Consider the following 17,017-nt stretch of genomic DNA (forward strand, 5'->3'; position numbering starts at 1 on the left):
GAGCCCGCAGCCCGGAGCCCGGAGCCCGCACCCCCAGCCCGCAGGCCGCACCCCCCAGCCCGCAGTCCGCACCCTCAGGCCGCAGCGCCCAAGCCCTCCGACTGCCTCCGCCCCGCCCCAGCCCCGCCTCGGCTGCGTCGATCAAGGACTTGTGGTGCCCCGCAAAAGGTGCGTATGGCCAGTAGTTGCCCACCACAACTCCATGATCGACTCTGCGAAGGGGTGGCGGGGAGCGTGGCGGGGGCGGCGGAGCGGCGGGGTGTGGTGCGGCGTGGCGTGGCGCGTTGTGGCGGGGCGCGGTGTGGCGCGGCCGGACGCCCGACGTCTCATATCCGCCCCACCGCCACCGCCCAACCCTTCCCACCCGCTGCGCGCCGCCCGCGCCCCTTCCCACCCCCGCTGCGCGCCGCCCGCGCCCCCACCGCGCGCCGCCCGCGCCCTTCCCGCGCCGATCTTGCACTTTCGGTCGACGTAATGCGCCTTGAGCCCGTTTTGTCGGCACAGAAAGTGCAAGATCGGCGCGGGGTGAGCGGGGTGAGCGGGGTGAGCGGGGTGAGCGGGGGCGAGGCCGGCTGAGGGCCTGTTCTGGCCTGGCCCGGCCCGGCCTGGCCCGGCCCGGCCTGGCCCGGCCCGGCCTGGCCTGGCCCGGCCTGGCCTGGCCCGGCCTGGCCCGGCCTGGCCCGGCCCGGCCTGGCCCGGCCTGGCCCGGCCCGGCCTGGCCCGGCCCGGCCTGGCCCGGCCTGGCCCGGCCCGGCCTGGCCCGGCCTGGCCTGGCCCGGCCTGGCCCGGCCTGGCCTGGCCCGGCCTGGCCCGGCCTGGCCTGGCCTGGCCCGGCCCGGCTCGGTGGGGTGGGGTGGGGTGAGGGGGTGGGGTGGGTGGGTTAGCGGGGGGAGATTGAGCGGTAGTGGGTCTTGTCGGTGTTGGCGAGGCTGTAGGTCTGGGAACGGGACGGGGTGGGGACTACCACCAGGCCGGGGCGCTCGACCAGCAGGGGAGTGCCCGGCGGAACGGACAGGGAGCTGTCCCGGGTGGCTCGCCAGCTCAGCACCACCAGCGGCTGACCGGGCACAGGCAGTTGGTACGCCTGCAACGGGGTGGCCCGGTCGGCGGGTGAGACGACGGGCGCGCTCCCGTCGGCCGGTCGATAGATCACCGCCGTCATCGCACCGGCGTCGGTGTCCCAGGTGAGCTGTTGCAACTCGGCCGGCTCTCCGCCGCCGAGGGCAACTTCGCCGAGCGAGCGCACGGTGAGTTTCGCCATCGGCCAGGACGTCGGCACCGAGCGTGGGGCGTCCCGGTCCCCGATCCGGCGCGGGATGCTGCCGAAGGGGCCCCGGTCGCCGGACAGCACGCAGGTGTCCAGACCGGTGAGCGCCCGCCGGCCCGTGCCGGACTCGTCGCGGACCAACGGGTAGCGCGGGTCGACGGTGCCGGTGCCCAGGTCGAGCAGCCGGTCGGCGGCCCGACCGCGGGGGAGCGACTCCGTGGTTCGCAGGGTCGCGGTCACGCCGACGGCCGTGCAGGACGGCACGTCGACCGGTGCGCTGAGACCGTCCGCGATGGTCAACGTCCGGTCCTTGGGCCCGAGGAGGCTCTGCACCCGGGCCGAGACCAGGTAACGCCGGCCGCTGGCCGTCTGCACCGGCAGCACGTCGGAGTAGACGAGGTAACCCGGATCGGTGTATTCGGTGGCGCGGGTCACCGTGTACCGGTCGCCCTCGCGAGTCAGTTGCAGAAGCCAGGACGCGCTTTCGCCGGGCACGTCGGCGGCCACCAGCGCCACCGGGGCGCCGTCGACCCGACCGGAGAAGAGGATGCCCGACGAGGGCAGGTGCGCGCGATCGTCGGCCGGCGACCGCCAGCTCCGGACCGCCGCGGTGACCGCGGACGTCGCCGTGGCGTCGCTGGAGAGGTCGCCCCGGGGCGGCCACACGGCGAGGGTGCCGTCCAGGCTGTCGTACCCGACCCGGAGGTCCTGCGGCTTCCGCTCGGCAACCGGACCGCAGGCCGTGCCGGCCAGCAGCGCGCTCAGCAGGACGGGAAGCGCCCTGCCGTACCGACGGCCTGGAATCACCTGGACCGCCCCCGATCGCCTCGCCGTCGCTGTCGGAAAGCGCCATAGTACGAGATGTCCGATGCGGCCCCTCAGTTGGCCGGCACCCGAAGCACCACAATGGACACCACCGGGGGTTTAGGGCGTTTTGGTTGCTCCGGTAGACTCCGCCGACTGTGACGCCTGCCGAGTCCCGCGCCCTGCCCGCGCCGCACCCGGAGGCGGTAGCCGACTCCGCCGAGCTGGTGAGCTACCGCACACCGGCCGGTCTCTTCGCCGGCCCGCCCGCGCTGGCCGCCCCCACCACAGCGCCGGCCGATCCCGAAGCGCCGGCCGTCCCAGGAGTGCCCGCCAAGCCCGGAGCGCCGTCCGAGCCCGAGGCGCCCGCCGAACCCGGAGCGCCGGCCGAGAGCGCGGTGCCGACGCGAGCACGGTGGCAGCGGTGGACCCGGCGCCGGCAGCATCTGGCGGTGGGCGGGCTGTTTCTGCTCGCCGCACTCTGGGTGACCAGCCGGATCTGGCTGGACCCCTCCGGTCGGGTGGCCTCGCTCTACACCGGTGACCCGGCGCAGGTGCAGTTCTTCCTCGCCCACTCGGTACGCGTGGTGCTGCACGGCGAGTACCCGTTCTACACCGAGCAGTTCAACTACCCCGACGGCGTCAACCTGATGGCCAACACGGCCGTGTTGGCGCTGGGCATTCCGATGGTCCCGGTGACGCTGCTCTTCGGGCCGGCGGTCTCCTTCGTGGTGCTGGTCACGCTCGGTCTCGCCGGCACCGCGATGGCCTGGTACCTGATGCTCTCCCGCCACCTGGTGCGTACCCCGCTCGCGGCGGCGGTCGGCGGTTGGTTCTGCGGGTTCTCGCCCGCGATGCTCTCGCACGCCAGTTGGCACCCGAACATCATCAGCCAGTTCCTGCTGCCGTTCATCGTGTGGCGGGTGCTGGTGCTCACCCGCTCCGGAAGACCGGTTCGGGACGGGGCCCTGCTCGCCCTGCTGGTCACCGCGCAGGCGTTCATCAACGAGGAGATCCTGCTCTTCACGGCGCTGGCCTGCGGCGTCTTCCTGCTGGCGGTGCTGGCTCAGGAGCCGGCCCGGTGGCGAGCGGCCTGGCGGCCTCTGGGCGTCGGCGTGGTGACCTGCGCGCTGCTGGCGGGGGCGCTGCTGGCGTACCCGCTCTACGTGCAGTTCGCCGGGCCGATGGCCTACCACGGGCTCAGCGACGCGGTGAAGGACTACGGCAACGACATCGCCGCCTTCTTCGCCCCCGGCTCGCCCACCCTCGGCGGCAACCAGCGAGCCAACATCAACCTGGCGCCGAACTACTCCGAGGAGAACGCCTTCTTCGGCTGGAGCCTGTCGATGCTGGCCATCGGCATCGTGGTCTGGCTGCGCCGGGAGTTGATCGTTCGGGCGCTCGCGGCGACCGGCGTGTTCTTCGCCGTGCTGTCCCTCGGCGAGCGGGTCTCCTGGTGGGACCGTGAGCTGATCACCGGACCGTGGCAGTGGTTGGTCCACCTGCCGCTGCTGGACGCGGTGGTGCCGACCCGGTTCGGGCTCATCACCAGCGTGGTGATCGGCCTGCTGCTGGCGCTCGCCGTCGAGCGGGCCTGGGCGCTACGCCCGGCCGACCGTCGTACCGTCCGGGTGCTGACCGCCGCGGGCCTGGCCTTCGCGCTGCTGCCGATCGCACCGATGCCGCTGCGGATGGTCTCCCGGCCGCCGGTGCCGGACTTCATCACGGCGGACCGGTGGCGGGCGTACGTCGGGCCGGACCAGACGCTGGTGCCGATCCCGGTGCCCAGCATGGGCAACACGCACGGCATGCGCTGGGCGGCGGCCACCAACCTCGACTTCAAGATCCCAGGCGGCTACTTCCTCGCGCCCCGCAACGGCAACACCGGCGACGCGGGCCGGTTCGGCGGTCGTCCCAGCGGGGTGGGTCAGATGCTGGAGGAGGTGGCAACCACCGGGCGTACGCCCAAGCTTGACGACCGGCAGCGTCGGCGCTTCGCCGACGAGCTGCGGCACTGGCGGGCGGCGATCCTGGTGCTGCCGGTGCGGCAGCAGAACGTCGAGCCACTGCGTCGTACTGTCGAGGAGCTGGTCGGTCCGGGCCGCCAGGAGTTGGACGTCTGGGTCTGGGACGTCCGGACGCTCACCGACCGTTCGGTCTGATGACCACCGGGACGACGTCCCCGAACATCTCGCCCCCGGCGACGGTCGGCGCGTCCCGCTCGGCCTGGCTGCGGGACGCGCTGGTGGTGGCCGGCTATCTGGGCCTCGCGGTGCTGGTGACCAGCGGGCAGTGGGGTCACCCGTGGCGGCTGTTCCACCAGGCGGGTGACCAGATCCTCTTCGAGTGGATGCTGGCTCACGCCGCGCATGCGGTGGTCGAGGGGGAGAACCCTCTCTTCAGCACCGGCTTGAACGCGCCCGACGGGGTCAACCTGATGGCGAACACGTCGGTGCTCGGTCTGGGTGTTCCGCTCACTCCGGTCACAGTGCTCTTCGGCTCCCAGGTGGCGTTCTGCGTGGCGGTCGTCTGCTGCCTCGCCGGGACCGCCGTCGCCTGGTACGTGCTGCTGCGCCGCCGGCTGGTCGGCACCCGGGCCCCGGCCGCGGTGGGTGGGCTGATCTGTGGCTTCGCCCCGGGCATGATCGCCCAGGCGGGGGCCCACCTGCACATCGCCGCCCAGTTCCTGGTGCCCGCGATCCTCGCCCTGGTGTTCCGGCCGGCTTCGAAGACGACACGGGACGGCGTGTGGCGGCCCGGCGTCGCCCTGGGGCTGCTGCTCGTCTGGCAGGTCTTCATCGGCGAGGAGGTGCTGGTCTTCCTGGTGCTCGCGGCCGGCGTCTTCGCGTTGGGTTACGCGCTCGCCGACCGGGTGGCCGCACGACGGCTGGCGCCGGCCCTCTTCGGTCGGCTCGCGGTGGCGGCCGGCGTGGCGGGGGTGCCGCTGGCGTACCCGTTGTGGTTCCAGTTCTACGGCCCGCAGCACTACTCCGGGATGGCGTTCGCCACGCAGGGCTTCCAACTGGACCTCGCCTCGTTCACCGCGTCGGCCCGGCAGACCGTGCTGGGTGACGACTGGCTGCCGGGGCTGCTCTCGCCGAATCCGACCGAGGAGAACTCGTTCTTCGGCCCGGGCCTACTGGTGCTCGCCGTGGTGATCGTGATCTGGCAATGGCGACGACCGCTGATCCGGGCACTGGCCGCCTGCGGCGTGGTCTTCGCCCTGCTCTCGCTCGGCGACGAGTTGCGGGTGGACGGTGCGGCCACCGGCATTCCGGGGCTGTACCGGCTGGTCGGTGAGTTGCCGTTGCTCGATCTCGCGGTGCCGGCCCGGTTCGCGCTGGTCTGCGTACCGGTGCTGGGGGTGCTGGTGGCGCTGTCAGTGGACCGGGTCCGGGCCGCGCGGGGGCCGAATGTGGCGCCGGGCCTGCCGGTGCGGCTGCTGTGGGCCGGCGCGGTCGCCGCCGCGTTGCTGCCCCTGTTTCCGACGCCGATCCGCGTGGTGCCGGTCGCGCCGGTGCCGGGGTTCCTCGCCGCAGGTGGCTGGCGTCCACTGGTGCCGCCCGGTCGGACGGTGGTCGCGGTGCCCCCGGTCACCGGTGCCGGGCGCAGCCCGGTGATGCTCTGGTCCGCCCGTACCGGTCTGGGGTTCGCCGCGCCGGGCGGTTACTTCATCGGCCCCAGTGGCCCGGACGACCCGACGGCCCGTTGGGGCGCGCCGGACCGGCCCACGTCGGTGCTGCTGCGGCAGGTGGCCGAGACCGGCGTGGTGCCGGTGCTCGACGACGCCGACCGCCGCCAGGCGGTCGAGGATCTGCGGCACTGGCGTGCCGCCGTGGTCGTACTCGGGCACCTGGAGCACGGTGACCCGGTCCGCCGAACCGTCGACGACCTGCTCGGCCCGGGCCGACCGGTCGACGGCGGATGGTTGTGGGACGTCCGGGACCGGGTCGGCTGACTAACCCACCAGGGCGCGCACGTCCCAGACCCAGACGTCGTCGACCCGCTGCGGTGGCCCGATCAGGGCGGTGACCAGCTCACGGAGCACCGCCTCGCGGGGGTGCGCCCCGAGCACCACCACCGACGCCCGCCAGAACCGTAGGTCCTCGACGGCCTGGCGGCGGTTCTCGTCGGTCAGCGCCGGAACCGTGCCACTGTCCATTGTCGAGTAGATGAGGGTGCTGGTCGGTCGGTTCGGCGCGCCGAAGACCCCCTCACCCAGCTCGTTCGGGCCGATGAAGTAGCCGCCCGGAACGGGGAACTCCTGCCCGGTCAGCGCACTCCACCGCAGCGTCGGCAGACCGTGCACGTTGCTCGGGATCGGCACCGGCACCAGGGTGCGACCCGCCGGCACGTACGGCCGCCAGCCGCCTGCGGTGATGAAGTGCGGCGGCGGGTCGATCTGCTGAGCGGGCAGCGGGCGGGGGAAGAGCGGCAGCACGGCGAGGGCGACCGCCGCGTACCCCACCGGGCGCAGCCACCGGTGGCGGGAGGCGGTCGGCGCGGCCGGCTCGTCGTCGGTCGTCGCCGGGGTCGCGTCGTCGACGCGCTGGGCCGGCACCCGCGGCCGGTCGGCCACCGCGCGCCCCTGGCGGTGCGCGGCGTCCCAGGTCAACGCGAGCAGTACGCCCACCGCGGCCGCGACCACCAGCGTCAACCGGGTCGGCATCATCATCTCGACCAGCGGCAGGTCGTCCGACACGTACGACCACGGGCCGCGCACGCCGGTCTCCACACCGTTGAAGCGCACGAACGGCCCGATCGCGGCCACGCTGAACACCACGATGAGCACCGCGGCGATCCGGGCGGCCAGCGAGCGGCGTACGAGCAGCACCAGAGCCACCACCGAGAGCAGCACCAGCGGCCAACCGAACCAGGTGTTCTGCTCGGTCAGACCGATCGTCTTCTCCACTGCCGGGTCACCGGCCCAGGTGTCCCTGGCGAACGTGACGAAGGCGACCAGGTCCTCGCCCCAGTTGTGGAACACGCCACCCTGCAGGCCCCGGTAGGACTGCGGGCCGTTGAACTGGAACCAGATCGGGTACGCGGTGAGCACCAGCGCCAGCCCGCCGGCGACGCCGAGTCCGGCCAGGAAGGTGCCGGCGGCGGCCCGGGTGGCCCGCGGCCGCTGCACGGCGTACGCCAGCACGATGACCAGGCAGGCCAGCGCGGTGAGCAGCAGCATCTCCTCGTTGATGAAGATCTGGTACGCCACCAGCGCACCGAGCACGAGGCCGTTGCGGCGCCACCGGCCCGGTTCACCCAGGGTCAGCACCCGCACCACGATCAGCGGGAGCAGGAAGTTGGAGACGAAGTTCGGTTGGCCGTTGGCGTGGTGGATGATTCCCGGCGCGAAGCCGAGGAACGCGCCGCCGACGAACGCCGCCGCCCGGGAACGCACCAGGTGGCGGGAGAGCATCCAGTACCCGGTGCCGGCGGTGGCCGCCAGCGCCGCGCCCAGGTAGACGGCGTACATCACCTGGGGGCCGAGCAGCATGGTCAGCGGGGCCAGCGGCAGGGTCACCCCGAGCAGCGAGGTGTTGGCCATCATGTTCACCCCGTCCGGGGCGTTCTGACGGGCCGTGAACAGCGGGTTCTCCAGGTGCCGCACCGAGTACTCGCCGTGCGCGAACAGCCACTCGAACCAACTGTGGTCGGTGGGCAGGTGCGAGGAGACCCGGCCGTTGACGTCACCCCAGTAGTTGAGGCAGACGAAGACGCCCAGCAGCACATAGGCTCCGAGGGCCAACAGGTCGGCTCGGGCCGGACGGCGTCGAGGCCGCCGTGTCGACTCGGCCTCGACCGGGTCGGCGTCGGTCACGGGAATCAGCGAAGGGTCTACCACCGGCACAGCCACGACGCGCCATCGTACAGGCGGGGTTCCGTCACTTTTGCCGGGCCGGTGCGCTGACGGTCGGTTTGCCGGACGGTGACTCGTCGGCCAGCCTTACCTGGTGACGGAAGGACGGTCGTTGTCGATCATCGAGCTGGGCGAGATCAGCGACGAGCCCGCGTCGGCACCTCCGGTTCGCCGCCCGCGCGCCGTCGGTCGCCCGATGCGCAGCGCGACTGTGTTGCTTCTCAGCCTGGTGATGCTGGCCGGTGCCGCGCCGCCGACGCAGCGCACGGTGAGCGTGGTGCCGGGGTCGCGGATGGCCACCGCGTATCTGGCCGGGGACGGGGTCTACGTGGTCGATCCGCCGGCACCCGACGGGGAGCGGTACCTGACCGCGTACGCCCAGCCGGCACCGACCGGCGTCGGGGTGCGGCGGCGGTGGCAGGCGCCGGTGGCCCGCACGGCCAACTACCTCGAGGTCCGGGTCGAACGGGGTCTGGTGCTGGCGCTGGCGGTCAACGCCCCGAACCGGCGGTTCCAGACCACCGCCTTCGACAGCGCGACGGGCCAGCAACGCTGGCAGCATCCCGGTGCTCCCCAGCCGACCCCCGGCGGTGGCCTGCTGGTGACCAATGGCCGAGAGGACGGGTCGGGCGCGATGAGCGGGGTCGAGCCCGACACCGGCCTGGTGCTCTGGTCGGTGCCGCTCCCGCCGGCCGCCAGCCCCACCTACCACCACACTTCCGAGGGGCAGGTCGACCGGTTCGTGCTCCTGCAACCGACCGGCGAGGTGCAGGTGCACGACGCCGGCACCGGCCAGCTGCTGCGCAGCATCGACACGCTGCCCGGTGACCGGTCGGCGTACCAGCGGGTGCAGATCGTCGACGACCTGCTGCTGCTCGTTCCGCCGGGCAGCACCCGGCTGGTGAGCTTCGGGCTGGCCGAGTTGGAGCCACGGTGGACGGCGGAGGTGACGTTGGTGTCGCATGTGCTCGAATGCGGCGGTCTGCTCTGCGCGGTGCCGCAGACCGGCGGCCTCCAGGTGCTCGACCCGGCCACCGGCTCGGTGCAATGGTCGGAACCGGGCCAGGACGTCCTGGCCGACGTCCGGTACGGTCGGCTGCTGATGGCCAGGCCCGGCCAGGGGTACGCGGTGCGGGACGCGGCCACCGGGCAGGTACGAATCGAACTGGGCGTGTGGAGTCTGATGCCGGTGCTGGGGCCGGACGATCCGCTGGTCGGTGTGCGGCGAAGTGACGACGGTCGGATGGTCGTCGCCGAACTGGACCTGGTGGCCGGTCGGACGCGGATCGTCGACGTGCTGCCGGGTATCGCCGGCAGCTGCCAGGCGTCCCTGCCGGTCCTGCTCTGCCAGCGCCTCGACGGCACCACCGCGCTGTGGCGGTTGACGCGATGACCGGGCCGGTGATCGACCTCGGTGAGCTGCGGCACGACCCGGACCCGGACCCGGTGCCCCGCCCGCCCCGCGCTCATGGTCGTCCGCTGCGCGTGGCGCTGGTCGTGGTGCTCGCGCTCGTCACGCTCGCCGGCTCTGTCGTCACACCATCCCGGCCGGCCCCGGTGACGCTGCCGGTTCGATCCGGGTCCGACGTCATGGTCGACGGTGACCTCCTCCTGGTCCTGGAGCCGACCAACACCACGACCCGACGGGCGCGGGTGTCCGCCTACCGCTTACCCGGCGGCGAGCCGGTCTGGCAGGCGCCGCTGTCGGCGGAGGCCAGGTACTGGGGGATGACCCCGCTGGCCGGGATGCTGCTGGCCACCGGCTACGAGATCGGCCCGGATGGTCGGGACACGATCACCGTCGCGCTGGATCGGGCGACCGGGGCGCACCGGTGGCAGCAGCCAGGCACCGTCTCCAAGCTGACCGACGGCAACGTGCTGCTGCGTAGCGGCGGCGAGACCTTACCGTCCACTCTGCGCGCGGTCGATCCGTGCTGCGGCACCGTGCGTTGGCAGCTCTCCGGCGCCAGCGCCGAGACGACTGTGCGGGGCACCGAGCGCGGGGTGGACCGGGTGGTGCTCAGCGAGGCGGACGGGCCGGTCGAGGTACGCGACGCGATCACCGGCGCGGTGCTGGCCCGCGCCGACCTGCGCCCGCCCGACGGTGGTCGGATCGGCCTGGACCTGACGAAGGACCTGCTGCTGGCCATCGACAGAGGCTCGGGCACTGTCACCGCGTACGGGCTGGATCAGCTTGAGGCCCGCTGGACCCGCGCCCGGCTCCACGTCGACTTCGCGCTGGACTGCGGCCCCGTCCTGTGCGTGCGCACCGGCAACAACGAGCTACAGGCGCTCGACCCGGCGACCGGCGAGGTGCGCTGGAGCAGCACCCAGTGGGGGTGGGCCTGGCCTACCGGCGGCCGGCTGATGGCCAACATCAGCGGAATCGGTCCGCTGGAGCAGTACATCGTGCTCGATGCGCTGACCGGCCAGCAGGTGGCCGACCTGGGCCGGTGGGAGCTGTACCAACTCGGTCCCGGCGGCCGGTTGGTCGGCATACGGCGGCACCCCGACGCAGGGGTGCTCGTCGGTGAGTTGGACGTCGGCGCCGGAGAGGTGCGCATCGTGGACGTGCTGCCCGACGCCACCGGGGAGTGTCAGGCGATCACCGGCTACCTGGTGTGCAGTGCGGCCGGCGGGTACCAGCTCTGGAAACTGACCGACTGATCACCAGTTGGCCTGGGCGGGTGGCGGGGGCAGCGGCACCGACGGGGGTCGCAGCACGTACGCCACCCCACCGCTGCCCCGTTGCCAGACCGCCTCGAACGCCTGCCGGGGCACTGTGCGGCGGACCGCGTCGTCGTCCGGGGCGTACGGGTCGTTGAGCACCGGGTCGCCGTCGGCGCTGAAACCGACCAGGACCATCAGGTGCCCACCGGTGTCGTACCCGAGCCCCGGCACCTCGTCGGCCCGGAACGCGGCGGAGACGATCAGGGGGATGCCGGCGACGACGAACTCCTCCGCCTCGACCAGCGACCGCAGCCGGGTGACGAACGCGTCCACCCCGTGCAGACCGGCGTACGCGGTGTTGAACGGCCAGTTGCCGGCCCCGGCGTACGCGTGGTCGTAGCAGTGCCGGGCGGCGTGGACCACCACCGGACGCGGGCCGGACGGCTCCACCCAGGCGTAGCGGTCCGGCGTCGGCTCGGCGCCCCAGTAGGCGAGCACCATCGAGGTGCAGGTGGGGCTGCACCAGGAGTCCCCGCCACCACCCCACTGCGGGTACTGGCCGGCGTGCAGCCGCTGTGAGTAGCGGGGCACGTCCAGCACCCGGCCCCAGGCAGCGGACGAGACAGGTTCCCCCGCGTACCCCTGGTCGACCGTCGCGGGGCCGGTGGCGACAGCGCCGATGCTGCGCAGCACCGGGCCGGTCGGGTTGCCGGCGGGCCGGCACAAGGTCACCCGCGTCTGCCAACCGGTGACCGTCGCTCCGGTCACGATCAGGGTGTCGGTGTCGACCCGGGCGGCACTGTCGCGCTGTCCGGGCAGCGAGGTCCGCCGTACGGTGTCGTCGCCGGCGGCCCAGCGGGCCAGCCGGTACCAGTCGGTGCTGGGCGCGTCGTCGTGCCAGCCGCGCAGGTCGACCTCGATCCAGGAGCCGTCGGGGGTGTCCGCCGTCCAGGACGGCACCACCTCGGCGACGGCGAAGCCGACAGGTACCGGCGGTGACGTCCAGGTGCCCCGTTCGGCGACGCCGTCGAGGACGAGCCCTCGACCGTCGGCGAGCAGGCCGTCGCCGCTGCCGCTGGTCAGGTCGGCCGGCAGGTGGAAACCCCGGTAGGCGATGTCCCGCCGGGTGGGTGGTGCCGCAGTGGTCATGCCAGTCCGTCCGTCGCTCGATACCGCCGGCCAGCATCGCGTACGCCGCGGTGGCCCGCAACGCCGGCCGGCGCGGACGGCGAGGGACGATGGTTGCCCGCCGGCACTAGGTTGTCGGTGGTCAGCAGCGAGGAGGCCGGGATGCGGGTACTGGTGGTCGAGGACGAGCGCAACCTCGCCGACGCGATCGCGCGGGGGTTGCGCAAGCGGGGCATGGCTGTCGACGTGGCGTACGACGGCGACGCCGGCCACGAGGCGGCGTTCGTCACCCGGTACGACGTGGTGGTGCTCGACCGCGACCTGCCGGGTGTGCACGGCGACCAGATCTGCGCCGACCTGGCGTCCTCCGGCGCGTTGACCCGGGTGCTGATGCTCACCGCCAGCGGCACGGTGGCCGACCGGGTGGAGGGCTTGCAGCTCGGCGCTGACGACTACCTGCCCAAACCGTTCGCCTTCGACGAGTTGGTCGCCCGGGTGCAGGCACTGGGCCGGCGGGCCACCCCGGCCGCGCCTCCGGTGCTCGAACTGGCCGACCTGGTGCTCGACCCGGCCCGCCGGGTGGCCACCCGCGCCGGGGTGCCGGTGGACCTCACCAACAAGGAGTTCGGGGTGCTCAGCGAACTTCTCAGGGCGCGTGGCGCGGTGGTCTCCAGCGAGGAGCTGCTGGAACGCGTCTGGGACGCGAACACCGACCCGTTCACCACCATCGTCCGGGTCACCGTGATGACGCTACGCAAGAAGCTCGGCGAGCCGCCGTTGATCGAGACGGTGGTCGGTGCGGGCTACCGCACCGCCGAGGTGAGCGCGTGAGCCGCCGGCTGCGACCCACTCTGCGGTTGCGGCTGACCCTGCTCAACGGGGTGCTGCTGGTCGGGGCCGGAGCGATCCTGGTGTTGCTGGCCTGGCTGCTGGTCCGCGACGCGTTGCGACCCACCGACGAGTTGGTGCCCGGCACGATCGTGCTGCTCTCCGACGGTCGGCGGATGGACGCCGCCGAGTGGCAGCGGCAGTTGGTCGATGCCGCCTCCGGGGAACTGCTGGCCAAGGGCCTGGTCGCGCTGCTGGCGATCAGCGTGGTCGGGGTGGCCGGCGCGTACGCGGTGGCCGGTCGGGCGCTGCGCCCACTGCACCAGGTCACGGCGACCGCCCAGCGGCTGGGCGAGGCGACCCTGGACCAGCGGATCGGCTACTCGGGCGCCGACGACGAGGTGGCCGAGCTGGCCAAGACGTTCGACGCCATGCTGGACCGGATCGCGTCCGCCTTCGAGGCCCAGAAGCGTTTCGTGGCGAACGCCTCGCACGAGCTACGTACCCCGCTCGCGGTGATGCGCACGGAGATCGACGTTACGCTCAGCGACGACGACGCGGATGCCGCCGAGTATCGACGGATGGCGACGGTGGTCCGCGACGCCTCCGAGCGGGCCAACGGCCTGGTGGACGCGTTGCTGGTGCTGGCCCGCAGCGAGGCGCAGGCCGGGCGGCAGCTCGGCAGGCGTACCGAGTGTGACCTCGCCGCGGGCACCGCCAACGCGCTGTCGGCAATGCGCCGCGAGGTGGAACGGATCGGCCTGCGGGTGCAGACGTCGCTGGAGTCCGCGCCGGTCGTCGGCGATCCGGGGCTGCTCGACCGGTTGGCCGGAAACCTGATCGAGAACGCGGTCCGCTACAACCACCTGCACGGTCGGCTCTGGGTGCGTACCGGCACCGACGGTGACCGGTCCTGGCTGGTGGTGGGGAACACCGGTTTCGAGGTGGACCAGGCCGACGTGCCGGGGCTGTTCGAGCCGTTCCGCCGTGGTGGCCGGGAACGCACCGGTGCCCGTGGCTCCGGCCTGGGGCTGTCCATCGTCCGGGCGGTCTGCACCGCGCACGGCGGCACCGTACGGGTGGTCGCGCAGGCCGGCGGGGGCTTGGAGGTCACTGTCACCCTCCCGTCGTCGGACGCCCCGGCCGTGCCCGGAACGGTTTCCGCCGCCGGCTGATCGGGGTTGCGCACCTCGCTCGGCCGATGGCAAGATCGCCGGGTCAGCTCGACAGGGAAGGGGGTGCGTCGATGTCCACCAGTCTCGGCTCCGCGCCCCGGGTCAGCGTCGGCTGACGTCCCGGAGGCGGAGCGCCCCCGCACGGGTCGGGCGCTGATCGCCCACTCGAAGGGGATCCAGTTCCTGCGTGGTGCGCCGGGTACCCGGGGCCGCACCACGTCACCACCGTGGAGGACCACTGTGAGTTCGACGATCCACAACATCAGCATCGACTGTCACGACACGTACGCCCTCGCCGGCTTCTGGTCGCAGGTCTTCGACTGCCCCCGGCAGCCCGACGACTTCCCGGGCGACCCGGAGGCGATGCTTCTGCCCCCGGGTGGCCCCGAGGTGCTGTTCATCGCGGTGCCCGAGGGCAAGACGGTGAAGAACCGGCTGCACCTGGACCTGCAACCCGCCGACCGGACCCGGGCCGAGGAGGTCGAGCGACTGCTCGGCATCGGCGCGAGGCTCGTCGCCGACCACGTCAGCCCGACCGGTGGAGGTTGGGTGGTGCTCGCCGACCCGGAGGGCAACGAGTTCTGCGTGCTCGGCAACGCCGCCGAGCGGGCGGCAGCGGCGGCGGCGCGGGCAGCGGCGGCGGCGCTCGCCACGTCGGAGGTTGCCGAACCGGCCTGATGGTCGACGTACGGCACCGGGGCACCGGCCACCTTCGCGTGGCCGGTGCCCCGGCTTCCCGCTGTCGGGGCGGGACCTGATCGCGAGATTCGGGCGGTGGCCGGGCCGTGTCGTGTCGCGGTGACTAGACGAAGGCTGTCGCGCCTTCGTACTGCGCCGTCGGGGCGGTGCCGACATGCTCGTACTCGAGCAGGAGCAAGCCCTTCGCCGTAGCTTCGTGGTGAACCAGTCGGAGGCCGACGGGTGCGTTCGGGTGGTCGAGCAGCCGCCGCCCGGAGCCGGCCACGGTGGGGGCCATGACGAGTCGGAGGGTGTCGACGAGGCCAGCTGACAACAGAGCCTTGCCAAGTCGTGCGCTTCCGTGAATCTGGAGCTCCCGTCCTGGCTGCGCCCTGAGCTCCCCGACGCTGTGGATCGGGTCGCCGTGGAGCACTGTCGTCGGGTGCCAACCACCCTCCGTCAGGGTGTTGGTCACGACGTACTTCGGTAGTGAGTTCATCCGTTCAGTGAACGGATCGTTCGGGTCGGTGATCTGCGGCCAGTCGCGAGCGAACGCCTCGTAGGTCCGCCGTCCGAGCAGCAGACCGTCGGCGAGACCCAACCACTCCGAGGTACGGCGGACGAAGACCTCGTCCAGGTAGGGCACGAGCCAGCCGCCCAGGGCGAAGCCGCCGCTCGTGTCCTCGGTCGGCGAGCCGGGCCCCTGGCTGACGCCGTCGAGAGTGACGAACTCGGTAAGGACGATCTTCACAGCGCCTCCTGGCCCTCGGCGAGCCCGGCGAGTTGTTCGGTGACCGAGCCCCAGCCGTCCGCGAAGCCGATCTTCTCGTGAAGGTCACGAGCGGCGGGATCGCCGTGGCGGACGATGATCCGGTAGTCGGTGCCGTCCGGATGGTCCTTCATGGTGATCTCCGCCGTCATCGGGACCGGGGTGGGGTTCGCGGGCCGCCAGGCGCTGTCGATCACGTTGGTGAACACGATCCGTTCGAGGTCGTCGACGACGAGGAAGCACGCGTCGAGGTGCGGGACGAACTCCACCCCGTCCTCGCTCAGTCGGGTCACGAGTGCGCCACCGGGCCGGACGTCCAAGCGGTCGACGCGGCACAGCGCCGGCACCGGTACCCACCACTTCTCGAAGCGGGACGGGTCGGTCCAGGCGGCCCACACGGTGGCGCGAGGGGCGCGGATGACCCGCGTCATGGTCAGGTCCAGGTCGGGATTCATTGCTGGTTCTCCTGCTGATCGGTGACGAGGCGTTCCAGGCGATCCGTGCGCTCTTCCCAGACCCTGCGCTGCTCCGCGAGCCAGTCGTCGACGACAGCGAGGCGCTCGCGGTTGAGCACGCAGGTGCGCACCCGGCCGGACTTGGTCGTGTGGATCAGTCCGTTCGACTCGAGCGTCCGCACGTGCTTCATGAACGAGGGAAGGGTCATCGGAAGCTCGCGGGCGAGGTCGCCGACGCTTGTCGGACCGTGGCCGAGGCGTCGGATGACCCAGCGCCGGGTCGGGTCGGCGAGGGCGACGAACACGCCGTCGAGATGCGCCGAATACTGTGCCATGCGGCTAAGTATTTCGGGAGATGATACTTAGCGCAAGGGCAAAGTATTGGCGGCCGCAGGGAGTGCGCTGACGCCCCGCCGGTCGGTTGGCGTGCTTCAGGAGAAGCAATCGGGGCCCCGGCCACCCGAAGGTGGCCGGGGCCCCGGTCGCGTACGGATCAGGACTGCTGCTCGACCTGGCCCCGGATCGTGGTGAACTCGGCCTTCGCCTGGTCGGCGGACTTGAAGTACATCACCACCATGCCCAGGCTGCCCCGGTCGGCCCAGACGCAGATGCCCAGCGGCACGGTCTTGGCCTTGCCGTCGCCGCAACGCGCCTCACCGCCGAGCGGGCCGGCGTCGACGGCCGTCATCGTGTCCACCGTCAGCTGCTTGGACAGGCCGTCCACATAGGCGTCCAGCTCCTTCTTCGGGTCCGACAGCAGCCCGGACACGCCCGCGATCATGACGAGGTCCTGCTTGGTCGGGTCGCCGTAGAAGGCGGCGACCGTGCTCGTCTCGTTCCCCGCCGCCGTCTTCATCCCGGCGACCGCCTGCTCGGCGGCCCTCAGGAGCTCCGGGTTGGTGAGCTTCGGCCGGCCGGCGAGGGTGGTCGGTGCGACGACCCGGGTCTTGCTGGCGTCCACCACGGCGCCCACGTCGTCCTTGACGACGAGCCAGGTGATCGCCGCGCCGCCGACGCAGAGCACCAGCACCACTGCCAACACGATCAGCACGATCTTGCCGACGTTCGACTTCTTCGCCGGGGGAGGACCGCCGGCAAAGTTCGGGTCACCGTACGGCTGGCCAGGCTGGGCCTGTGGGAAGCCAGGCTGGGCCGGCGGGAAACCGGGCTGCGCGGGCGGGAAGCCCTGCTGCGCGTACGGCTGACCCGGCTGCGCGGGCGGGAAACCACCGGGCTGCTGCGGCTGTCCCTGCTGCTGCGGCGGCGGCCACCCGCCAGGCTGCTGGCCCGGCTGCTGCGACGGGTCGGGGGAATCGTGCGGCGGGCCGTAGGGATTGGCCGGCGGCTGAGACATCAGTCAGCTCCAAGATGGGGTTGCAAAAC

The 17,017-nt window shown here is 72.5% G+C and carries 14 protein-coding genes; 7 read left to right on the forward strand and 7 right to left on the reverse strand.

Annotated features, from left to right (window positions below):
* Positions 1-880 precede the first annotated feature (880 nt).
* On the reverse strand, positions 881-2,074 hold the full coding sequence (locus tag ACFYPG_RS31175) for a hypothetical protein (protein ID WP_387354803.1): 1,194 nt from the start codon (positions 2,072-2,074) through the stop codon (positions 881-883).
* Between the two features lie 269 nt (positions 2,075-2,343).
* On the opposite strand from ACFYPG_RS31175, the gene ACFYPG_RS31180 reads away from it, so the two are divergent.
* Both ACFYPG_RS31180 and ACFYPG_RS31185 read left to right on the forward strand, forming a co-directional pair.
* Positions 2,344-4,233 carry a hypothetical protein gene (locus tag ACFYPG_RS31180; RefSeq protein ID WP_387354876.1) on the forward strand — a complete coding sequence of 630 codons (1,890 nt, stop codon included), beginning with the start codon at positions 2,344-2,346 and terminating at the stop codon, positions 4,231-4,233.
* Entirely contained in the window at positions 4,233-6,029 is a 1,797-nt protein-coding gene (locus ACFYPG_RS31185) for a hypothetical protein (RefSeq protein WP_387354805.1), read from the forward strand. Before ACFYPG_RS31180 ends, ACFYPG_RS31185 begins: the two co-directional genes overlap by 1 nt.
* On the opposite strand, the gene ACFYPG_RS31190 is transcribed toward ACFYPG_RS31185, so the two are convergent.
* Positions 6,030-7,928, reverse strand: coding sequence for a hypothetical protein (locus ACFYPG_RS31190; protein ID WP_387354807.1), 1,899 nt, complete (start codon positions 7,926-7,928; stop codon positions 6,030-6,032).
* 97 nt (positions 7,929-8,025) lie between these two features.
* Here ACFYPG_RS31190 and ACFYPG_RS31195 point away from each other — a divergent pair, with 97 nt between their 5' ends.
* Both ACFYPG_RS31195 and ACFYPG_RS31200 read left to right on the forward strand, forming a co-directional pair.
* The gene (locus ACFYPG_RS31195) at positions 8,026-9,324 is read left to right on the forward strand and encodes a PQQ-binding-like beta-propeller repeat protein (protein ID WP_387354808.1); all 1,299 of its coding nucleotides are present in this window, start codon (positions 8,026-8,028) and stop codon (positions 9,322-9,324) included.
* Positions 9,321-10,598 (forward strand): PQQ-binding-like beta-propeller repeat protein, encoded by a 1,278-nt coding sequence (locus tag ACFYPG_RS31200; protein ID WP_355009350.1) that lies wholly within the window; start codon positions 9,321-9,323, stop codon positions 10,596-10,598. The genes ACFYPG_RS31195 and ACFYPG_RS31200 overlap by 4 nt, the downstream gene beginning before the upstream one ends.
* Here ACFYPG_RS31200 and ACFYPG_RS31205 read toward each other — a convergent pair whose 3' ends face one another.
* On the reverse strand, positions 10,599-11,750 hold the full coding sequence (locus ACFYPG_RS31205) for a peptidase C39 family protein (RefSeq protein WP_387354810.1): 1,152 nt from the start codon (positions 11,748-11,750) through the stop codon (positions 10,599-10,601).
* 141 nt (positions 11,751-11,891) lie between these two features.
* Between ACFYPG_RS31205 and ACFYPG_RS31210 the strand changes: the two genes are divergently transcribed.
* The 3 genes from ACFYPG_RS31210 to ACFYPG_RS31220 all read left to right on the forward strand — a co-directional run bounded on the left by ACFYPG_RS31210 (position 11,892) and on the right by ACFYPG_RS31220 (position 14,410).
* Positions 11,892-12,560, forward strand: coding sequence for a response regulator transcription factor (locus tag ACFYPG_RS31210; RefSeq protein WP_355009352.1), 669 nt, complete (start codon positions 11,892-11,894; stop codon positions 12,558-12,560).
* A complete protein-coding gene (locus tag ACFYPG_RS31215) occupies positions 12,557-13,732 on the forward strand; it encodes a HAMP domain-containing sensor histidine kinase (RefSeq protein WP_355009353.1) in 1,176 nt (391 codons plus the stop codon). The genes ACFYPG_RS31210 and ACFYPG_RS31215 overlap by 4 nt, the downstream gene beginning before the upstream one ends.
* A 240-nt stretch (positions 13,733-13,972) precedes the next feature.
* A complete protein-coding gene (locus ACFYPG_RS31220; RefSeq protein WP_355009354.1) occupies positions 13,973-14,410 on the forward strand; it encodes a VOC family protein in 438 nt (145 codons plus the stop codon).
* 124 nt (positions 14,411-14,534) lie between these two features.
* Here the strand turns inward: ACFYPG_RS31220 and ACFYPG_RS31225 are convergent, their stop codons facing one another.
* The 4 genes from ACFYPG_RS31225 to ACFYPG_RS31240 all read right to left on the reverse strand — a co-directional run bounded on the left by ACFYPG_RS31225 (position 14,535) and on the right by ACFYPG_RS31240 (position 16,988).
* On the reverse strand, positions 14,535-15,161 hold the full coding sequence (locus tag ACFYPG_RS31225) for a dihydrofolate reductase family protein (protein WP_387354813.1): 627 nt from the start codon (positions 15,159-15,161) through the stop codon (positions 14,535-14,537).
* Positions 15,158-15,634: an SRPBCC domain-containing protein gene (locus ACFYPG_RS31230; protein ID WP_387354815.1), complete on the reverse strand. Its 477-nt coding sequence runs from the start codon at positions 15,632-15,634 to the stop codon at positions 15,158-15,160. Before ACFYPG_RS31230 ends, ACFYPG_RS31225 begins: the two co-directional genes overlap by 4 nt.
* A complete protein-coding gene (locus tag ACFYPG_RS31235) occupies positions 15,631-15,969 on the reverse strand; it encodes a metalloregulator ArsR/SmtB family transcription factor (RefSeq protein WP_355009357.1) in 339 nt (112 codons plus the stop codon). Before ACFYPG_RS31235 ends, ACFYPG_RS31230 begins: the two co-directional genes overlap by 4 nt.
* Positions 15,970-16,127: 158 nt before the next feature.
* Positions 16,128-16,988 (reverse strand): hypothetical protein, encoded by an 861-nt coding sequence (locus ACFYPG_RS31240; protein ID WP_387354817.1) that lies wholly within the window; start codon positions 16,986-16,988, stop codon positions 16,128-16,130.
* Positions 16,989-17,017: the final 29 nt, after the last annotated feature.

Origin of the sequence: Micromonospora sp. NPDC005553 (assembly GCF_042871765.1) — a bacterium.
Taxonomy (GTDB): domain Bacteria; phylum Actinomycetota; class Actinomycetes; order Mycobacteriales; family Micromonosporaceae; genus Micromonospora.

Coding starts and splice junctions, on each gene's coding strand:
- ACFYPG_RS31210 (WP_355009352.1), top strand. CDS start 11,892: ATGCGGGTACTGGTGGTCGAGGACGAGCGCAACCTCGCCGACGCGATC.
- ACFYPG_RS31205 (WP_387354810.1), bottom strand. CDS start 11,750: ATGACCACTGCGGCACCACCCACCCGGCGGGACATCGCCTACCGGGGT.
- ACFYPG_RS31200 (WP_355009350.1), top strand. CDS start 9,321: ATGACCGGGCCGGTGATCGACCTCGGTGAGCTGCGGCACGACCCGGAC.
- ACFYPG_RS31230 (WP_387354815.1), bottom strand. CDS start 15,634: ATGAATCCCGACCTGGACCTGACCATGACGCGGGTCATCCGCGCCCCT.
- ACFYPG_RS31235 (WP_355009357.1), bottom strand. CDS start 15,969: ATGGCACAGTATTCGGCGCATCTCGACGGCGTGTTCGTCGCCCTCGCC.
- ACFYPG_RS31240 (WP_387354817.1), bottom strand. CDS start 16,988: ATGTCTCAGCCGCCGGCCAATCCCTACGGCCCGCCGCACGATTCCCCC.
- ACFYPG_RS31185 (WP_387354805.1), top strand. CDS start 4,233: ATGACCACCGGGACGACGTCCCCGAACATCTCGCCCCCGGCGACGGTC.